Origin of the sequence: uncultured Salinicola sp. (assembly GCF_937921195.1) — a bacterium.
Classification (GTDB): Bacteria; Pseudomonadota; Gammaproteobacteria; order Pseudomonadales; family Halomonadaceae; genus Salinicola.
This window is the reverse complement of the sequence record NZ_CALFQK010000194.1, coordinates 1-16,881: the sequence shown is the minus strand read 5'-3', so window position 1 is coordinate 16,881 and position 16,881 is coordinate 1. Positions and strand designations below refer to the sequence as shown.

Below are 16,881 nucleotides of genomic sequence, written 5' to 3'. Positions count from 1 at the left end.
AGTTTCTTCACCGGCTTGCCGCCGATGGAGAGGTTGACGAGGGCACGCGACACCACGATGCCGGTGAACATCGACGTGAGTATCCCGAGTGACAGCGTCACGGCGAAGCCCTTGATCGGCCCGGTGCCGATCGAGAACAGCACCACCGCGACCAGCAGCGTGGTGAGGTTGGCGTCGACGATCGAGGTGAAGGCGCGACCATAGCCTGCATGAATCGCCTGCTGGGCGGGCGTCTTGCGTCTGAGCTCCTCGCGTATGCGCTCGTAGATCAGTACGTTGGCATCCACCGCCATGCCCAGCGTCAGCACGATACCGGCGATGCCGGGCAGCGTCAGGGTCGCGCCGAGCAGCGACATGGCCGCGATCAGAAGCACCAGGTTGACCGCCAGCGCCGCGTTGGCAATCACGCCGAAGGCCTTGTAGCGGATCAGCATGAAGGCGATGACGAGCAGCCCGCCGACGATCACCGAGAAGATACCGCGCTCGATGTTCTGTGCGCCCAGGCTGGGCCCGATGGTGCGCTCCTGCACGAAGTAGATCGGTGCGGCGAGCGAGCCGGAGCGCAGCAGCAGCGCCAGTTCACTGGCTTCGGTCGGGGAATCCAGCCCGGTGATGCGGAAGCGGTTGCTGAGCGCGCTCTGCACCGTCGCCAGGCTGATGATGCTGCGGCTGGTCGTCGGGATGCGCTCTTCGACCTGCTTTCCATCACGGGTGACCGTGCGGGTCTCCGTGCTGTGGTCGATGTACAGCACCGCCATGTTGCGACCGATATTGGTGCGGGTGGCCTGGTTCATCAGCGAGCCGCCGGTGCCGTCCAGGTTGATGTTCACCTGCGGGCGGCCATTCTGATCGAAGCCCTGGCTCGCGCTGGAGACCCGGTCACCGGTGATGATCACGTCACGCGACAGGGTGGCGGTGCGCTGTGGGTCGTTGCGGAACGGGAAGGTCTCCGTCTCGGAATCCGGGGCGTCCGGGCGGGCCTCGAGGCGGAACTCCAGGTTCGCCGTCGCCCCCACGATGCGCTTGGCCTCGGCGGTGTCCTGCACGCCCGGCAGCTCGACCACGATACGGCTCGGGCCCTGGCGCTGTACCAGCGGCTCGGACACCCCGAGTTCGTTGACGCGATTGCGGATCGTGGTCAGGTTCTGCTGGACCGCGTAATCCTGAATGTCCTTGATCGACTGCTCGGTCAGCGTCATGTCGAGGAAGGCCCGGCGGCCCTCGTCACGATTCTCCAGCTGGAATTCGTTGAATGTCTGGCTGATCTGATCGCGCGCGGCATCGCGGTCCTCGGCGTTGGCGAACTCCAGGTGCAGCGCGTTGTCGTCGACGTCGGTGGAGCGGTAGCGAATGCGTTGATCGCGGAGATCGGCGCGAATCGCGCTGGCCGTCGCCTCCAGACGCTGTTCGACGGCCGCCTTCATGTCGACCTCGAGCAGGAAGTGAACCCCACCGCGAAGGTCGAGACCGAGTTTCATTGGCGCCGCGGAGAGGCTGGTCAGCCAGGATGGCGTGGAGTCGGCCAGATTGAGCGCCACGGTGTAGTCGCCGTCGAGTACGTCGTCGACCACATCGCGGGCGGGAAGCTGCTGTTCGGCATCGTTCAACCGAATCAGGGCGGTGTTGTTGCCTGTCATCGCTGCCGACTTGACCTGGATGTCATCCTCGGCCAGCGCCTGGGTAACACGGTCGAGCTGCTGACTGCCCAGAGAACCGTTGGTGGTGCTGATCTGGACGGCGGGATCCTGTGGGTAAAGATTGGGTAACGCGTAGATGACGCCAACCACACAGACGATGAGTATCAGCAGATACTTCCACAGGGGGTAACGATTGAGCATGGAAGCCCTGTCCTTTCAATCAATGACGATCGGGGCAATGACCGTCGTGCGAAGAGTGTCGCGGAAAGAGACGGCTGCCGGCGGGAGGGCCGGCAGCCAGGAGAGTTACAGCGACTTCAACGTGCCTTTGGGAAGCACGGAGGCTACCGCGCTCTTCTGAACGTTGACGACGGTGCCTTCGGCGATCTCCATGCTGATGAAGTCGTCGGTCACGTTGGTGATGCGGCCGAGCAGCCCGCCGCCGATCACGATTTCGTCACCCTTGGACAGATTGTTGACCAGCTTCTTGTGCTCCTTCGCGCGCTTGGACTGCGGACGCCACAGCAGGAAGTAGAAGATCAACACAAAGCCGACCAGCATGATGATCTGGGCAATACCACCGCCGGCAGGGCCGCCCGCATCCTGGGCGTGAGCCGCAGGGATGAAAAAGTCCAGCATGGATGTTTCTCCGAAAGTTATGTGAGGAAATGGTCGCGTAATGAGACGGTTACTTGGGCGAGACCGATGGACGGCAGATCATCGACGTGCCGACTCGGATCGTGTCAATCGACCCCGGGCGGCACGGGCAGTCCGCGTCGCCGGTAGAATTGTGCTACGAAGTCGGCCAATGTACCCGCTTCGATAGCCCCGCGCAAACCCGCCATCAGGCGCTGGTAGTAGCGCAGATTGTGAATCGTGTTGAGCATCGAACCGAGCATTTCCCCGCAGCGATCGAGGTGGTGGAGATAGCCGCGGGAGAAGTGCTGGCAGGTGTAGCAGTCGCAGTCGGCTTCCAGCGGATCGGTGTCGTGACGATGGCTCGCGTTACGAATCTTGACGGTGCCGTCGGCGGTGAACAGGTGACCGTTGCGGGCGTTGCGGGTCGGCATCACGCAATCGAACATGTCGATCCCGCGCCGCACGCCTTCGACCAGGTCCTCGGGCTTGCCGACGCCCATCAGGTAGCGGGGCTTGTCCTCCGGCATCCAGGTCGGCAGGTAATCCAGCACGCCGATCATCTCTTCCTTGGGTTCGCCCACCGACAGGCCGCCGATCGCCAGCCCGTCGAAGCCGATCTCCAGCAGACCCTCGAGCGAGCGCTTGCGCAGGTCGGGGTACATGCCGCCCTGGACGATGCCGAACAGCGCCGAGGGCGAATCGCCGTGGGCCTCGCGCGAGCGCTTGGCCCAGCGCAGCGACAGCTCCATCGACTTCCGCGCTTCGGCTTCGGTGGCCGGGTAGGGCGTGCACTCGTCGAAGATCATCACGATGTCGGAGCCCAGTGAACGCTGCACGGCCATCGACTCTTCCGGCCCCATGAAGACCTTGGCGCCATCCACCGGCGAGCGGAAATGGACGCCCTGCTCGGTGATCTTGCGCATCGCGCCGAGCGAGAACACCTGAAAGCCGCCGGAGTCGGTCAGGATCGGCTTGTGCCATTGCGAAAAGTCATGCAGGTCGCCATGACCTTCGATCACTTCGGTGCCGGGACGCAGCCACAGATGAAAGGTATTGCCGAGAATGATCTCGGCGCCGATCGCCTCGACGTCCTTGGGCGTCATCCCCTTGACAGTGCCGTAGGTGCCCACCGGCATGAAGGCGGGTGTCTCCACCGTGCCGCGCGGGAAGGTCAGGCGTCCGCGACGGGCACGTCCTTGCTGGCCCAGTCGCTCGAATTTCATGAAGCACACGTCTCGCATGGTGTCTCTCTTCCTTTCAACGCGCCCGAAGCCGCGCGCAAAGCGTTCGTTTGTTTCCAACGCGCCCGAGGCCGCGCGCAAAGCGTTTGTCTGTTCCAACACGCTCGAGGCCGTCCCGATGTCGTTACCGGGATGCACCCGAAGCCGTGCGCAATGTTCGTGACCGGGATGCGTGCAAGGCGTGTACGGATCAGTCCGGTCGACGGGTCAGGTACATCGCATCGCCATAACTGAAGAAGCGGTACTGCTCGGCGACGGCTTCCTGATAGGCGCGCATGACGGCGTCATGACCGGCAAACGAGGAGACCAGCATCAGCAGCGTCGACTCCGGCAGGTGGAAGTTGGTGACCAGGGCATCCACGCAGCGCCAGCGATAGCCGGGATAGATGAAGATATCGGTTTCACCGCGGTAAGGCGTCAGTTCGCCATTGTCGCCCTGGCTGGCGGTTTCCAGGCAACGCACGCTGGTGGTGCCGACGGCGACCACCTTGTTGCCGGCGGCGTGGGCGCGATTGACCCGTTGGCAGACCGATTCGTCCACCTCCAGCCACTCGCTGTGCATGTGATGCTCGCGGATGTCGTCGACGCGCACCGGCTGGAAGGTGCCGGCACCGACATGGAGGGTGACGAAGGCCGTCTCGACGCCCTTGGCGCGCAGGGCCTCCATCAGCGTCTCGTCGAAATGCAGCCCGGCGGTCGGCGCGGCAACGGCGCCCTCGCGGCGCGCGTAGACGGTCTGATAGCGCTCGCGGTCGGCCAGCTCGTCTTCGCGGGTGATGTAAGGCGGCAACGGCATGTGGCCATGCCGTTCGAGCAGGGCGATCAGCGGCGTCTCGCCCAGGAAGCGAAGTTCGAACAGCGCCTCCTGACGACCCTCGACGACGGCATGAATGTCGCCTTCGAAGATCAGCTCGGTACCCGGTTTGGGCGACTTGCTGGCGCGCAGATGGGCCAGCCCGCGATGAGCGTCCAGCGGGCGCTCCAGCAGCATCTCCACCTTGCCGCCGCTGGCTTTCTGGCCGAACAACCGTGCCGGAATCACCCGGGTGTCGTTGAAAACCACCACATCGCCGGGCTCGAGCCGAGCCAACAGGTCGGGGAACCGAGCGTGTTCCAGCGCGCCGGAATCGCCGTCGACACATAGCAGCCGGCAGTCGGTACGCTGTTCGGAAGGGTAACGAGCGATCAACTCGTCGGGCAGATCAAAATGGAAATCGGCGCGCTGCATGGCGTAGGTCGCGTATCGGTCGAATCTGGATGGGCGGGTGACATCTGAAAGGGCGCCATCATAAAGCACGTAGCCGATTAAGTCAGCGTGATGATTGACGCCGGGGCGGGCGTCCGTATAATGCGTCTCCGCTGCCGGCGTGGCGGAATTGGTAGACGCAGCGGATTCAAAATCCGCCGCTGGAAACAGTGTGTCGGTTCGAGTCCGACCGCCGGCACCATGCTTTACAATGATTTGACGTCATCTTTCCTCGTATCACCCCTCACATATTCTTGCCAGTGTCCACACTCTGGTCATCGACCTTTGGCGCGTATTCAATGGCGTTCGTCAGCTGGTCGGGCGACAGGTGCACTTAGCGCATTGTCATCGTAATTGTCTGATATCCCAGTTCTTTTGCAGCCTCAATACTCACCGCCATTCATCGTGCAATGGCTGACAAGGGTGTGGCGAAAACGTGCGTTCGCTGTCCCTTGGGTAGCTGAATACCCGCTCCCTTTATAGCCTTTGAGAGAGGCGCATTCAGGCGTGAACGCGTGCTCGCTAGGGGAGGGAAAAGGCCCGTGACGCCGGAGAAGCCTGTCGGGCTGGGCAGACGAGCAATCGAGAGCGCCACTGACCAAGAGGAGCCCGGTTGGAGGGGAAATCGGGGACAAAAAAACGGCCCGATAAGCGTCACCAAGGGAGATGATCGACCTACGGGCCGGAAACGATCGCTTCCTGCGGAAGGCGACCATGAACGCGGTAGGGGCAGCATTTATTAGAAACAACACATATTGCCCAATGGCGAGATTGTCGCTGTTTTGCGTCGCCAGAGCAAATAAAAAAACTAGATAATTCAAAGGTAATACGAACCAGGATAAGACTTTCGTCTTGAAAATTAGAGAAACTGATTGCACATGAAATATTCTGGATGATGTTTGTAAAGAAGTGATGCAAAGTTCACAAAAAACCCGCGCTCGATATCGGGCTTGGTTGAGCCTTATATCGGCGCGGGCTGGGAGTGCGTCTACTGATCGAGTCAGGACGTCATTTTTTTGAGAACGCTGTTCATGGTCGATTTGTAGCTGTGCAGGCCGACGAACCAGCTCATCCGCAGTGCGACTGAGGGATAAGGGCAGGCTCGGTTGACCGGTTGCACAAGCCGATACTACTCCTCGAATGGAGTGGTTATCAATAATATAGTCGAAAGTGCTAGAGCCAAAAGAAACCCGGCTATGGGAAGCGGTCGGGATAGATCGTTTGCCATACCGGGTCGAAGCGGCCGCAGGGAAGCAACCAGAACTGGAAAATTTGGCGCGTGTGTCAGTGCTGGCGATGTTACAGAAGGTATCTCTACCCTTAAAGAAAAATTAAGGATTGAAAACGATGTTTTCTCTGACACGCGCGTGAGGGATTGCCGATTCATGACCAATCCTCCGACTGGAGGCATTCAGCGGTCAGGAGGGCGATGTTGATCATGCGGCGATGGCCGATCCTGAACATCGGCAGGTTGCCGAGACGTCTGGACGTCATGAGTTTTCGCAAATCATTGCTGTGGCGAAGAAAATTGTAGAAAGCATCGGGCTGTCAGGCAGACCGCCCAAGGGTGAAATGCTGCAAGCGATCGGTATGCAGTCGCCGAAATACTCGCTGTGGTTGATGACCGGGTAGCTAAACGAAGCAGTGGGGCAGGGAGCCCGGGGATAGAGCGGACCAGAGATTGGCTCAGGTCGGTCGGAACGGATACCGGGTCGCAAGGTGTTTGGGCATCGCTCAACGGCCCTTGATGACTTTGGATTCTCAGCGATCGCGGTTCCTCGCGTGCTACGACTTTAGCCGGTGGCTAAATGACGCACCGCTGCTGCGTGGCCTGTCTCGTCGAGACATTGCTATGATGCGGGATCAAAACTTGGGGAGTGGGGAGCATGATAAGTGTATTGACGTTCTTGCTGATTTTCGTGGGTGTCGCCGTCTCCGTTTATCAGGTCTACGACATTTATTACGCTCAGAACTTCGAGGATGACGAGCGTCAGGCGAGCAGTGAAACGCCCTTGGGTCAGCTTTCGCAACAGGCTGAGCGGTATGCGGCCACTGGCGAGCCCCAGCGGTTGCTGGATATCGCGGGTCGACTTTTCGGGGCGCACTTCGATCAGCGCCTCTTGCTCTCCGCGGCTTCGCTGCCGAACGCTCCACAGTACCTGGGAGCGCTGCTGCGCCGGGGCCGGCGTATCGTCATCAACGGCCGGCTCAGGGTGCGTCATCCGCTGGCGTGGAAGACCAACCTGCCCCGCAGGGACAGCCGCCCGGTGTTACTGACACTCGTGCTGGTCAACTGCCTGGTGGTCATGTTTCTGGGCGGGCTGAGTCTGTATACCATCGCTTATCGCGTACCGGTGGAATCGCTGGCGTGGATGAATAGTGATTGGATATTGATGTTGCTCATCTATGCCGTGATCGCCATGACCCATGGTATTTCCAGGCTCGATGGCTACCTGCACGATCTCTACCTGATCGGTACGCTGAGTCGAACCGCGGGGTAACGGTTCTCGATGGGAGCTCCTGGCCGAGCGTCATTCGCCGGAGCTTGCTTCCCGCTCGGGGACGGACCAGGTGCCATGGCTGCCGGTTTCCTGTCTGTTGAGGAGTTCCATGCGTCGTCTTGCGTTGGCTTCGCGATGGTACACATCGACAGTCAGGTTGCCGTTGTGCGTATCGGTAATGGTGAAGTGCTGATGCAAGGTGCCAGCCTGTTTGGTTCTTACGATGTAGCGCCTGAACATCTCTATCCCCGCTTTATTTTGATTAATAGATTCTAATATAAGCTTCCGTGCGTTCAAACTGGATTCTGTCACCCCGGGACACGAGGAGGATGGTGCGAGTCACCAGTGGCGATAGCACGATAGGGCGAGCGTCTCTTCGTCGAAAGGGCGCCATCATCCGGTATGCCCGGCTTGTGGAGAGAGACCGTCGAGCGCTCCTCCACCAGCCATTTTACCCTGGCCATCTAACCGATGTTATGTAACTTGCCTGCCTAACATGCTGTCATGCTTGAAAAATTCAAGAAGGCAAATGCATGGGTCAGCAGGAAGGCTGTATTGCCCGCCATTTTAGTCACTACGGAAAACTCTCGGAAAATGATCGCCGCCAGCTCGATGCTCTGGAAAGCGCCTCGACGAGCGTTGCCAAGGGGCAGGTGCTCTGGCACGAGGGCGACACTGCGCGGGACTTCTGTGCCTTGCAGAGTGGATGGGCCTATTCGTTCCGCCACCTGGAGGGTGGGGCCCGTCATATCCTGGAGATCTACCTGCCCGGCGATGTCATCGGACTCCACGAGTTCCCGTTCAAGCAGAGGCTCTCCAGCGTGGCCATGCTCGAAGACGGCGAGATCCGGTCGATCGCCAATCGGCAGCTGCTGAACCTGTTTCGTGAATCGACTCGCATCACCTCGGCCTGCTTCGCGGCCTGCTCGTATCAGCAGGCGGTGCTGAGTGAGAGGCTGGTCCATCTTTCCCGCCGGAGTGCCCGCCAACGAGTGGCGTATCTGTTGTTCGAGATAGGCTGCCGTCTGCGGCGCAACAACGATGAGACGCTGCGGGAGCGCTTTCGTCTACCGCTATCCCAGCAGCAGCTCGCGGATGCGCTGGGGCTCTCCCCGGTGCATGTCAGCCGTACGCTGACGGCGTTCCGTCAGGAAGGGCTGCTCAAGCTCGCGCGTGGCTGGGTGCATATGCTGGACATGCAGGCGCTGGCCTGCGAGGGGAGTGTCGTGGGCTGCCTGCAGGACCACTTGGTTCAGACGGCTTGAGCGCGGGATGGCTCCACCCGTGATCCGGCCTTGAGCGGGATGAGGCTGCGGATCGATCCCCGCTGGCTTGCCGAGGGGGAGAGGCAAGCGCTGGTGGGTAACCCTCAGACGCGGAGAACCCGCCCCCGTCGATGACGAGGGCGGGTCGAGATGAACCCAGTGTCGAGTCCTGGCTAGACCGCGGCGCGGCGCGAGGCGCGGCTCAAGGCGCTGGTCATTTCGATCGCCATGGTCAGATCCGCCAGTTCCCGCGGTGAAAACGCGTTCAACGCCAGCTTGCGAGTCGTCGGATTGGCGGGGCGGAAATGGGTGAAGGACTCACACCATGCCAGTGCCGCTTTCTCTCGCTCGTCGAACTCGTCGGATTCAGCCCAGGCGGTCAATGCCATCAGCTTGCTGGGGGAGATGCCCAGCGCCTCGGCCTGCTCGCGGCGAAAATGCGTGCAGCTCAGGCAGCCGTTGATCTGCGAGGCGCGCAATTCGGCCAGGCAGCGAATGGAGGGGTCCAGCGAACAGGCGTGCAGCGACCTTGCGGATTTGTCGATGTGCTTGACATCGATCGTTTGCCACTTGTCTGCGTTCATCTCAGTCTCCTGAATTCAGGTGTCATGCGATTAAACGACTATCGTTCTCAAACGTCCACAGCTTCGATTAGAAAGTTCAATGACGGTTAAAGGTTGAAACTATGGTTTAGCTAATATGGTTTAGCTGAAAAAGATCTGGAAACGCCCCGCGGGACGGGGCGTTGCCATGCGCTAGCGGCGACTGATCAACAGGCCGATCACGGCGCCGGCCAGCGTGGCGACACCGATGCTGGACCATGGATGGTCGCGAACATAGCGGTCGCAGTCGTTGAGAGACTGATTGGCGGAGCGCTTGAAGCGACGATTGCGGCGACGCGCGTCGGCAGCCATGCGGGAGTACTGCTCCTCGCTTTTCATTCGTGCCTCCTCGATCGCGTCCTGCGCATCGTCTCTGAGGTCACGCCCGAGCGCCTGTCCCTGTTCGCCGATGTCGTGCAGATCGTCGCGAATGCGATCGGTGCGGGCTTGCTGGTCTTCACGCTTGAATAGGCTCATGTTTCATCTCCCTGATGGATGGGCCTGAGTGCGTATGACAGCGTAGTCGTTGTGAAGTGCCCGCGCTGCCGCAATTATCCTGGACCCGCGGATTCGCCCCCGACAGGCGGTTCTTGCCACGATCGTCCGGTATAGTCGGCGGACGAATATCTAGGGTGGAAAACAGGAAGTCGACGTGTCGTTGCAACTCTGGTTGTCTCTTCTGGCGATCTGCGCCCTCGGTGCCATGTCGCCCGGCCCCAGCCTGGCCATGGTAATGCAGAACACACTGGGGGGCGGGCGCAGGTGTGGGGTAATCGCTGGCGTCACCCATGCGTTGGGTGTCGGTCTGTACGCCGGGTTGACGGTGCTGGGGCTGGCGGCGGTCATCGTTCATCAGCCGTGGCTCTACCGGCTGGTGACCTGGGGTGGCGCGTGCTATCTGGCGTGGCTGGGAATCCAGGCGCTGCGGGCCAGCGGCAGCGGTGGTTTCAGCGTGGCTCGCCGAAGCAGCGATTGGCGTCGCGCCATGCGCGATGGCCTGCTGGTGGCGCTGGGCAACCCCAAGTTGATCGTGTTCTTCGTCGCCTTGTTGAGCCAGTTCGTCAGCGCCGACCTGAGCGCGACGGGCCGTTGGTTGATCGTCGCGACCGCGACCCTGGTGGATGGCGGCTGGTACGTGCTGGTGGCACTGCTGCTGTCGCATTCCCGCGTGCTGCCGTGGTTGCAGCGACACGCGGCGTGGATCCATCGGCTGACGGGCCTTGTCCTGCTCGGACTGGCGGCCCGGGTGGCGCTGGGCTGAGCGCCGCGGCCTTCTGGTCAGGTCTACGCCTCCAGGCGCTCGAGAATCGCAGCCAGCGGCGCGTCGGCTGGGAGAACGCCGAAGATCGGCGAGGCATTGGCCAGCCGGGTGGCACAGAAGGTGTCGGCGATGGCGTGGGGCGCGTGGCGAATCAGTAGCGCGGCCTGCAGCGTCTGGGCCATGCATTGGGCTAGCCAGCGCGCCTCGGCCTGCAACTGCTCGGGGCCGGCCGCCAGACGCTCGTCGAGCGAGTCGATGGCGGCATCGAAGGCCGCATGATGGCCCCGGGCCAGGCCCAGTTCTTGGCGCAACGCGGCGATGCTGGCCGGGTGGCGCTCCATGATCCTCAGCACGTCCAGGCAGATGACGTTGCCCGAGCCTTCCCAGATCGAATTGACCGGTGCCTCGCGATAGAGCCGGGCCAGTGGCGTCTCCTCGACGTAACCGATTCCCCCGAGACACTCCATCGCCTCGGCCATGAACGCCGGGCCGCGCTTGTTGTGCCAGAACTTGCCCAGCGCCGGGAGCAGTCTTGCCAGCGCGGCTTCATGCTCGTCGCTCCGGGAACGGTCCATGGCGCGCGCCCCTCGCATCGCCAGCATCAGGCTGGCCTCGGTTTCGATCTCGAGGTCGGCGACAACGCGCTGCATCAGCGGTTGATCGGCCAGCCGCCGGTCGAATACCCGGCGTCCCTTCACGTGGTGCCAAACTTCGTTGACGGCCTGGCGCATCATGCCTGCCGGTGCGGTGGCGGCATCGAGCCGTGTCTGCTGCACCATCTCCAGTATCGCGGGCACTCCCCGGCCCGGTTCTCCCACCAGTTGCGCCCAGGCTCCGGCATACTCGATCTCCGCCGAGGCGTTGGCGCGATTGCCGCACTTGTCCTTGAGCCGCTGGATCTCGATGGCGTTGCGCCGGTCGTCCGGGGTGAATCGCGGTGCCAGAAAACAGGAGAGGCCGTCGTCGGTCTGGGCCAGGGTCAGGAAGGCATCCGACATCGGCGCGCTGCAGAACCACTTGTGGCCATCGAGCCGGTACCACTCGCCGGTGCCGGGCGAAGTCACCGGCCGCGCCCGCGTGGTGTTGCGGCGCACGTCGCTGCCACCCTGCTTCTCGGTCATCGCCATGCCGAAGGTGTTGGTGCTTTTGCGCTCGGCGGGGATGGCGGCGGGATCGTAATCGCGACCCAGCAGCCGGTGCTGCCAGCCCTCGCTCTCCGGCAGCTGCCGCAGCACCGGCATGGCGGCGTGGGTCATGGTGATCGGGCAGCAGAAGCCTGGTTCCGCCTGGGTCAGCAGGTAGAGCGCGGCGACATGGGCCTGGTGGCCGCCGTCATGCTCGCGTTCCCAGGCGACGGCGTGCCAGCCATCGCCGATCGCGAGTGCCATCAGCGCGTGGTAAGCGGGGTGGTAGTCGACCTCGTCCAGGCGGCGACCGTGACGATCGAAAGCGTGTAGCTGGGGCGGGAACCGGTTGGCCTGTTCGCCCCAGCGCTGGATGTGGGGCTCGCCCAGACGCCGGCCCAACGGCGCCAGGCGTTCGCCGACCCAGGCCGGCGCGAACTGCGACAGCGTCTCGCGCAAGGGGCGATCGTCTTTCCACAGGTCGCGTTCAGGATCTGCGGCAGGCTGATTCTCGACGCAGTGCGTGGTCAGTTCGGTGCGGGGCGCGTAGTCGGTCATGAGAGCTCTCCGAGATGGCTGATTCGAGCATAAACCGGACCTTCATCGCTGTGTTTCGCATTCGACCAATGCGGCATTCCGTCGGCGGGTCCCCCACCCCAGGGCCGAGCTCGGGGGGAAGTCGTGATACGCTGCCATCCCGTTTTCGGTCGTCAGGTCATCCATGAGCACGTTTCCCATGAGCCCGTTCCCATTGCACAAACGGGTCATCGCCGATGAGCAGGTCCAGCTCGTCGATCCGCGCAATCGACCTTGCGGCAGTGCGTCACGTGCCATGATGCGACGCTTGAGCTGCTGGCACCGGGCGACCTATATCATCGTGCGCAATGCCGTGGGCGAGATCTGCGTGCAGGAGCGAACGCCGATCAAGGAGACCCACCCGGGCTGGTTCGACCTGGCCGCCGGTGGTGTGGTGGGGGCAGGCGAGGCATCGCTGCCGGCGGCGCGGCGGGAGCTGTTCGAGGAGCTCGGTGTTGGTGGTGTCGAACTGGTTCCCGGCGGTGAGTTCGTGTTCCACGAGGCCGGCTTGAACCTCTACGGCAGCCTCTACTGGGTGGATTACGACGGGCCTCTGCGCCTGCAGCCGGAGGAGGTGGCAGCGGTGCGCTGGGTGTCGGTTTCAGAGGCGTTGGCGCTGGAAAAAGCGACGCCGGACACGCGCATGGCGCTGGCGAGGGCCATCGCGCTCGATCGCTGGTGAACTGGCGGCTGGCGTGGCACTCTTTCGAGCGGGAGCGACGCGTCGGCAGGTTCTGGCGCGGGTCCCACCGATTTGAACTTGGCGTTCCCGGGTCGATTCATCCATGTCGTTATATACGCAAGATTGTCGGACCCAGTCCGGCGAAGCCTTCAACCTGCGCGCGCTGCGTGGCCAGGTGCTGCTGGTCGTCAATGTCGCCAGCCGCTGTGGATTCACGCCGCAAATGGAGGGGCTGGAGAAACTCTACCGCGAGTACCGGGACCAGGGATTCACCGTGCTGGCGTTCCCCTGCAACCAGTTCGGACGCCAGTCGCCGGAATCGTCGGCCGGGTTCGGCGCCTTCTGCGAGCGGCGCTATGCGGTGACGTTCCCGCTGATGGAGAAGGTCAAGGTCAATGGGCGCGAGGCGCACCCGCTGTTCGTGCATCTACGCCGCCAAGCGCCCGGGGTGCTCGGTAGCACACCGGTCAAATGGAACTTCACCAAGTTCCTGGTGGGGCGGGACGGGCAGGTGATACGGCGCTTCGGTCCGCGCGTCGCGCCGCGGGCGCTGCGCAGCGCCATCGAGGAGGCGCTGGATACGCCGTTCTCGGCGTGACCCCGGCGCGGGCGAGATCGCCGCTTAGCCCGGCGGGCGCTCGCCACGCGCGACCATGACTCGCACGCCCAGTTCGTTGAAGCGAGGCCGGCTCATCATCGTCGTCAGTCCCGAGAACAGCGACCAGGTCGTCTTGCGCCACCCCTTCAACCTGCGATTGTGGCGGACCAGTCGCGTCAGCAGTTCGGTCTCGTCGAAGGCCCGCCATTCGCCGGCCATCGAGAGCTGGTAGCGTGCCATGACCGGCGACATCTCCAGCCGGTAGACCCACTCCAGCTGCTGCAGCGTCAGTTCGCTGGCATCGATCTCGCGGAGCATGCGGGCATAGTCGGACTCCCTCGGCTCCCGCTCGAGCCACAATGGCGACAGCGCCAACCAGAGCGCGCCACGTCGGACGACCAGCTCTTCGATCTCTTGTTCGTGGGACATGGGGCTTTCTCCGCTCTCTGGATTCGCCCGGCGCGCGGGCGAGCCATCTTCGAATACCCGGGCGAGAGAGACAAGTCCGGCCCGGCAGAAGGCCGGAAGGCGAGCCGCCGGACTCCGGGGATGGCACGACCCTGGTGGTGAAGGTTCAAGCGAGTTCGCCCCCGCTTTCGCCACCCTGCTAGAATGCGCTCGGCAAGCATTCGATCAATGCCACCTCCCGGCACGCTTCGCCGGGGCTTCCGTTTCGCTGTAGAAGACGAGGTTAGACGTGATCATCAAGCCCAAGGTTCGCGGTTTCATCTGTACCACGACGCATCCGCTCGGCTGCGAGCGCAACGTACTCGAACAGATCGAGACCACTCGCGCCAACCTGAGCGGTGACAAGGCGGGCCCGCGCAACGTGCTCGTCATTGGTGCCTCCAGCGGCTACGGGCTGGCAGCCCGCATCACCGCGGCTTTCGGCTACGGCGCCGATACGCTGGGCGTGTTCTTCGAGAAGCCGGCGACCGAGAGCAAGCCCGGCACGGCGGGATGGTACAACTCGGCCGCCTTCGACAAGTTCGCCAAGGCCGAGGGGCTCTACAGCAAGTCGATCAATGGCGACGCGTTTTCCCACGCGGTTCGCGACAAGGCGATCGAGCTGATCCGCGAGGACATGGGCCAGGTCGACCTGGTGGTCTATTCGCTGGCCTCGCCGGTCCGCAAGCTGCCGGATAGCGGAGAACTCAAGCGCTCCAGTCTCAAGCCGATCGGCGAGACCTATACCGCGACCGCCATCGATACCAACAAGGATACGATTACCGAGGCATCCGTCGAGCCGGCGACCGAGCAGGAAGTGGCCGATACCATCGAGGTGATGGGCGGCCAGGACTGGGAGTTGTGGATGGATGCGCTGGACAAGGCGGGCGTGCTGGCGCCGGGCGCCAGGTCCGTGGCGTTCAGCTATATCGGCACCGATATCACCTGGCCGATCTACTGGCACGGTGCCCTCGGCAAGGCGAAAGAGGATCTCGATCGCGCCGCCGGCGAGATCGACGCACGTCTCAAGGCCAGCGGCGGCAGTGCCAACGTGGCGGTGCTCAAGTCCGTGGTCACCCAGGCCAGCGCCGCGATCCCCGTCATGCCGCTCTATATCTCCATGGTCTACAAGGTGATGAAGGAGCAGGGCGTCCACGAGGGCACCATCGACCAGCTCAACCGCCTGTTCGGCGAGCGTCTCTATGCCGAGGGCGAGCCCGAGGTGGATGAGGCCGGGCGCCTGCGTCTGGACGACTGGGAGCTGCGTGACGACATCCAGCAGGCGTGCAAGGATCTGTGGCCGCAGGTGACCAGCGACAATCTGTTTGCGCTGACCGATTACGCCGGCTACAAGCATGAGTTTCTCAAGCTGTTCGGCTTCGAGCGCGACGACGTGGATTACGAGGCCGACGTCGACCCGAAGGTCGAATTCGACGTCGTCCAAGTCTGATTCCGACGCACCAGCGCATGAACCGTCGAGCATGAATGCCAGCGACACCCCACGCCGAGTGGGGTTCGTAATGCTGCCGGGCTTCTCCCTGCTGGCCCAGGCTTGCGCCATCGAGCCGTTGATCGTCGCGAACACGCTCGCGGGGCGGAGGCTCTACGCCGCCACCACCTTCGGCATCGATGGCCGGGCGGTGAAGAGCGTGGCGGAACTGTCGTTCTCGCCGGAGAGCGTCGCCGGGAGCGATGCGCGCCATCTCGACATGCTGTTCGTCTGCGCGCCCGCGCCGGATGGCGCGAGCACCGTGGATGAGAGTGGCGAGACGCTGATCCACTGGCTGCATCGCCTGGCCAGCCGGGGCGTGACGCTGGGCGGCATCGCCGGCGGCACCCACTGGCTCGCCAGGGCGGGCGTGATGGACGGCTATCGGGCCTCGATCCCCTACGCCAGCGGCGACGCCTTCGCGCGCACGTTTCCGAAGATCCACGTTTCTCATCAACTGTTCGAGATCGACCGCGACCGGCTCTCCTGCGGCGGGGGGACGGCGGCAATGGACATGCTGATGACGCTGATCGGCCAGCAGCAGGGCGTGACCCTGGCGCAGCGGATTTCCGAGCATTTCGTCTGCGAGCGGATCCGCATGGCCGACGAGCCGCAACAGACATCGCTGCGTTCACGCCTGGGGCATGCGCCGCAGAGCCTGGTGGACGCGGTGGCGCTGATGGAGGCCAATATCGAAGAGCCGTTGACCACCCATGAGCTCTCGGCCCACCTGGGGATATCCCGGCGGCAGCTGGAGCGCCTGTTCAAGAAGCATCTCCAGGCCGTGCCCAGCCGCTACTATCTCAACCTGCGTCTCCAGCGGGCACGCAAGCTGCTGCGCGAGAGCGATCAGGCGGTGGGTGAGATCGCGCTGGCTCACGGCTTCTCCTCGGGCGCGCACTTCTCCACGGCCTATCGGCACCATTTTGGCATCAGCCCCAGAGACGAGCGGCTGGGACTGGCCGGGCAGGGGGCATGATCTTGAAGGAGCTTCCACCATGACGATCGACGATCATTGGCTCGGCGCGGCCAGGCGGGTGGTCTCATCCAACGCCAACGCGCGGCCGCAGGGGGAAGTGTCAGCCGTGGTCCTGCACGGAATCAGCCTGCCGCCGGGAGAGTTCGGTGGCGATGCCATCGAGCGGCTATTCACCAACAGCCTGGACCCGAAGGCCCACCCCGCCTTCATCGCGATCGCCTCGCTGCGGGTCTCGGCGCATCTGCTGATCCGGCGCGACGGCGAGTGCGTGCAGTTCGTCCCCTTCGACCGCCGCGCCTGGCATGCCGGCAAGTCGCAGTGGCACGACGGCGAACGCCTGCGCGAGGGGCTCAACGATTTCACCATCGGCATCGAGCTCGAGGGCGCCGACGAGGTGCCTTACCGGGAGGCGCAGTATCGTGCCCTGGCCCAGGCGCTGCACGCCCTGGCGGGCAGCTATCCGTCAGTCTCCACCGAACGGATCACCGGTCATGCGCGCATCGCGCCGCTGCGCAAGACCGATCCGGGCCCGGCATTCGACTGGGCGTATCTGAGGCGCTGCCTGACAGAGGCCGTTTGAGTGCTACTCTCAAG

18 protein-coding genes and 1 tRNA gene are annotated in these 16,881 nt (G+C 63.2%); 10 read left to right on the top strand and 9 right to left on the bottom strand.

Annotated features, from left to right (window positions below; translation table 11 throughout):
* From secD to queA, 4 genes are all read right to left on the bottom strand, one after another.
* Positions 1–1,838: protein translocase subunit SecD (gene secD, locus Q0602_RS23005; protein ID WP_298848359.1), on the bottom strand; the 1,838-nt coding region annotated here is incomplete at its 3' end.
* 105 nt (positions 1,839–1,943) lie between these two features.
* On the bottom strand, positions 1,944–2,276 hold the full coding sequence (gene yajC, locus Q0602_RS23000; RefSeq protein WP_295037940.1) for a preprotein translocase subunit YajC: 333 nt from the start codon (positions 2,274–2,276) through the stop codon (positions 1,944–1,946).
* 104 nt (positions 2,277–2,380) lie between these two features.
* Positions 2,381–3,499 carry a tRNA guanosine(34) transglycosylase Tgt gene (gene tgt, locus Q0602_RS22995; protein ID WP_295037939.1) on the bottom strand — a complete coding sequence of 373 codons (1,119 nt, stop codon included), beginning with the start codon at positions 3,497–3,499 and terminating at the stop codon, positions 2,381–2,383.
* A 208-nt stretch (positions 3,500–3,707) separates the two neighbouring features.
* Positions 3,708–4,745: a tRNA preQ1(34) S-adenosylmethionine ribosyltransferase-isomerase QueA gene (gene queA / locus Q0602_RS22990; RefSeq protein ID WP_298848356.1), complete on the bottom strand. Its 1,038-nt coding sequence runs from the start codon at positions 4,743–4,745 to the stop codon at positions 3,708–3,710.
* A gap of 133 nt (positions 4,746–4,878) precedes the next feature.
* Between queA and Q0602_RS22985 the strand changes: the two genes are divergently transcribed.
* The 3 genes from Q0602_RS22985 (at position 4,879) to Q0602_RS22975 (ending at position 7,264) form a co-directional block, all read left to right on the top strand.
* A tRNA-Leu gene (locus tag Q0602_RS22985) sits at positions 4,879–4,965 on the top strand.
* 1,244 nt (positions 4,966–6,209) lie between these two features.
* The gene (locus tag Q0602_RS22980; RefSeq protein ID WP_298848355.1) at positions 6,210–6,395 is read left to right on the top strand and encodes a hypothetical protein; all 186 of its coding nucleotides are present in this window, start codon (positions 6,210–6,212) and stop codon (positions 6,393–6,395) included.
* A gap of 254 nt (positions 6,396–6,649) precedes the next feature.
* Positions 6,650–7,264 (top strand): hypothetical protein, encoded by a 615-nt coding sequence (locus tag Q0602_RS22975; RefSeq protein WP_149433664.1) that lies wholly within the window; start codon positions 6,650–6,652, stop codon positions 7,262–7,264.
* Between the two features lie 30 nt (positions 7,265–7,294).
* On the opposite strand, the gene Q0602_RS22970 is transcribed toward Q0602_RS22975, so the two are convergent.
* Positions 7,295–7,504: a hypothetical protein gene (locus Q0602_RS22970; protein WP_298848352.1), complete on the bottom strand. Its 210-nt coding sequence runs from the start codon at positions 7,502–7,504 to the stop codon at positions 7,295–7,297.
* Positions 7,505–7,797: 293 nt separating this feature from the next.
* Between Q0602_RS22970 and Q0602_RS22965 the strand changes: the two genes are divergently transcribed.
* A complete protein-coding gene (locus Q0602_RS22965) occupies positions 7,798–8,529 on the top strand; it encodes a Crp/Fnr family transcriptional regulator (RefSeq protein ID WP_298848350.1) in 732 nt (243 codons plus the stop codon).
* Between the two features lie 173 nt (positions 8,530–8,702).
* Here Q0602_RS22965 and Q0602_RS22960 read toward each other — a convergent pair whose 3' ends face one another.
* Both Q0602_RS22960 and Q0602_RS22955 read right to left on the bottom strand, forming a co-directional pair.
* Entirely contained in the window at positions 8,703–9,113 is a 411-nt protein-coding gene (locus Q0602_RS22960) for a carboxymuconolactone decarboxylase family protein (RefSeq protein ID WP_295037931.1), read from the bottom strand.
* A gap of 171 nt (positions 9,114–9,284) precedes the next feature.
* Positions 9,285–9,608, bottom strand: a complete 324-nt coding sequence (locus Q0602_RS22955; RefSeq protein ID WP_295037928.1) for a hypothetical protein — start codon at positions 9,606–9,608, stop codon at positions 9,285–9,287.
* A 175-nt stretch (positions 9,609–9,783) separates the two neighbouring features.
* On the opposite strand from Q0602_RS22955, the gene Q0602_RS22950 reads away from it, so the two are divergent.
* The gene (locus tag Q0602_RS22950) at positions 9,784–10,392 is read left to right on the top strand and encodes a LysE family translocator (protein WP_298848347.1); all 609 of its coding nucleotides are present in this window, start codon (positions 9,784–9,786) and stop codon (positions 10,390–10,392) included.
* A gap of 23 nt (positions 10,393–10,415) precedes the next feature.
* Here the strand turns inward: Q0602_RS22950 and Q0602_RS22945 are convergent, their stop codons facing one another.
* Positions 10,416–12,074 (bottom strand): acyl-CoA dehydrogenase family protein, encoded by a 1,659-nt coding sequence (locus Q0602_RS22945; RefSeq protein ID WP_298848345.1) that lies wholly within the window; start codon positions 12,072–12,074, stop codon positions 10,416–10,418.
* 178 nt (positions 12,075–12,252) lie between these two features.
* On the opposite strand from Q0602_RS22945, the gene Q0602_RS22940 reads away from it, so the two are divergent.
* Both Q0602_RS22940 and Q0602_RS22935 read left to right on the top strand, forming a co-directional pair.
* Complete coding sequence (locus tag Q0602_RS22940; RefSeq protein WP_295037922.1) at positions 12,253–12,774, top strand: NUDIX domain-containing protein; 522 nt, start codon at positions 12,253–12,255, stop codon at positions 12,772–12,774.
* 103 nt (positions 12,775–12,877) lie between these two features.
* On the top strand, positions 12,878–13,372 hold the full coding sequence (locus tag Q0602_RS22935; protein ID WP_298848342.1) for a glutathione peroxidase: 495 nt from the start codon (positions 12,878–12,880) through the stop codon (positions 13,370–13,372).
* 24 nt (positions 13,373–13,396) lie between these two features.
* Here Q0602_RS22935 and Q0602_RS22930 read toward each other — a convergent pair whose 3' ends face one another.
* Positions 13,397–13,801: a hypothetical protein gene (locus Q0602_RS22930; RefSeq protein WP_149433672.1), complete on the bottom strand. Its 405-nt coding sequence runs from the start codon at positions 13,799–13,801 to the stop codon at positions 13,397–13,399.
* 268 nt (positions 13,802–14,069) lie between these two features.
* Between Q0602_RS22930 and fabV the strand changes: the two genes are divergently transcribed.
* Genes fabV through ampD form a run of 3 tightly spaced genes read left to right on the top strand, consistent with a single transcriptional unit; the run spans position 14,070 to position 16,867 of the window.
* Positions 14,070–15,269, top strand: a complete 1,200-nt coding sequence (gene fabV, locus Q0602_RS22925) for an enoyl-ACP reductase FabV (protein WP_298848340.1) — start codon at positions 14,070–14,072, stop codon at positions 15,267–15,269.
* A 31-nt stretch (positions 15,270–15,300) separates the two neighbouring features.
* On the top strand, positions 15,301–16,287 hold the full coding sequence (locus Q0602_RS22920) for a GlxA family transcriptional regulator (RefSeq protein ID WP_298848339.1): 987 nt from the start codon (positions 15,301–15,303) through the stop codon (positions 16,285–16,287).
* Positions 16,288–16,306: 19 nt separating this feature from the next.
* On the top strand, positions 16,307–16,867 hold the full coding sequence (ampD, locus tag Q0602_RS22915; RefSeq protein ID WP_298848338.1) for a 1,6-anhydro-N-acetylmuramyl-L-alanine amidase AmpD: 561 nt from the start codon (positions 16,307–16,309) through the stop codon (positions 16,865–16,867).
* Positions 16,868–16,881 lie beyond the last annotated feature (14 nt).

What these genes read in the sequence shown, in the direction of transcription:
- yajC (WP_295037940.1), bottom strand. Translation starts at nt 2,276, where the DNA reads ATGCTGGACTTTTTCATCCCTGCGGCTCACGCCCAGGATGCGGGCGGC.
- tgt (WP_295037939.1), bottom strand. Translation starts at nt 3,499, where the DNA reads ATGAAATTCGAGCGACTGGGCCAGCAAGGACGTGCCCGTCGCGGACGC.
- queA (WP_298848356.1), bottom strand. Translation starts at nt 4,745, where the DNA reads ATGCAGCGCGCCGATTTCCATTTTGATCTGCCCGACGAGTTGATCGCT.
- Q0602_RS22980 (WP_298848355.1), top strand. Translation starts at nt 6,210, where the DNA reads ATGGCCGATCCTGAACATCGGCAGGTTGCCGAGACGTCTGGACGTCAT.
- Q0602_RS22975 (WP_149433664.1), top strand. Translation starts at nt 6,650, where the DNA reads ATGATAAGTGTATTGACGTTCTTGCTGATTTTCGTGGGTGTCGCCGTC.
- Q0602_RS22970 (WP_298848352.1), bottom strand. Translation starts at nt 7,504, where the DNA reads ATGTTCAGGCGCTACATCGTAAGAACCAAACAGGCTGGCACCTTGCAT.
- Q0602_RS22965 (WP_298848350.1), top strand. Translation starts at nt 7,798, where the DNA reads ATGGGTCAGCAGGAAGGCTGTATTGCCCGCCATTTTAGTCACTACGGA.
- Q0602_RS22960 (WP_295037931.1), bottom strand. Translation starts at nt 9,113, where the DNA reads ATGAACGCAGACAAGTGGCAAACGATCGATGTCAAGCACATCGACAAA.
- Q0602_RS22955 (WP_295037928.1), bottom strand. Translation starts at nt 9,608, where the DNA reads ATGAGCCTATTCAAGCGTGAAGACCAGCAAGCCCGCACCGATCGCATT.
- Q0602_RS22945 (WP_298848345.1), bottom strand. Translation starts at nt 12,074, where the DNA reads ATGACCGACTACGCGCCCCGCACCGAACTGACCACGCACTGCGTCGAG.
- Q0602_RS22940 (WP_295037922.1), top strand. Translation starts at nt 12,253, where the DNA reads ATGAGCCCGTTCCCATTGCACAAACGGGTCATCGCCGATGAGCAGGTC.
- Q0602_RS22935 (WP_298848342.1), top strand. Translation starts at nt 12,878, where the DNA reads ATGTCGTTATATACGCAAGATTGTCGGACCCAGTCCGGCGAAGCCTTC.
- Q0602_RS22930 (WP_149433672.1), bottom strand. Translation starts at nt 13,801, where the DNA reads ATGTCCCACGAACAAGAGATCGAAGAGCTGGTCGTCCGACGTGGCGCG.
- Q0602_RS22920 (WP_298848339.1), top strand. Translation starts at nt 15,301, where the DNA reads ATGAATGCCAGCGACACCCCACGCCGAGTGGGGTTCGTAATGCTGCCG.
- ampD (WP_298848338.1), top strand. Translation starts at nt 16,307, where the DNA reads ATGACGATCGACGATCATTGGCTCGGCGCGGCCAGGCGGGTGGTCTCA.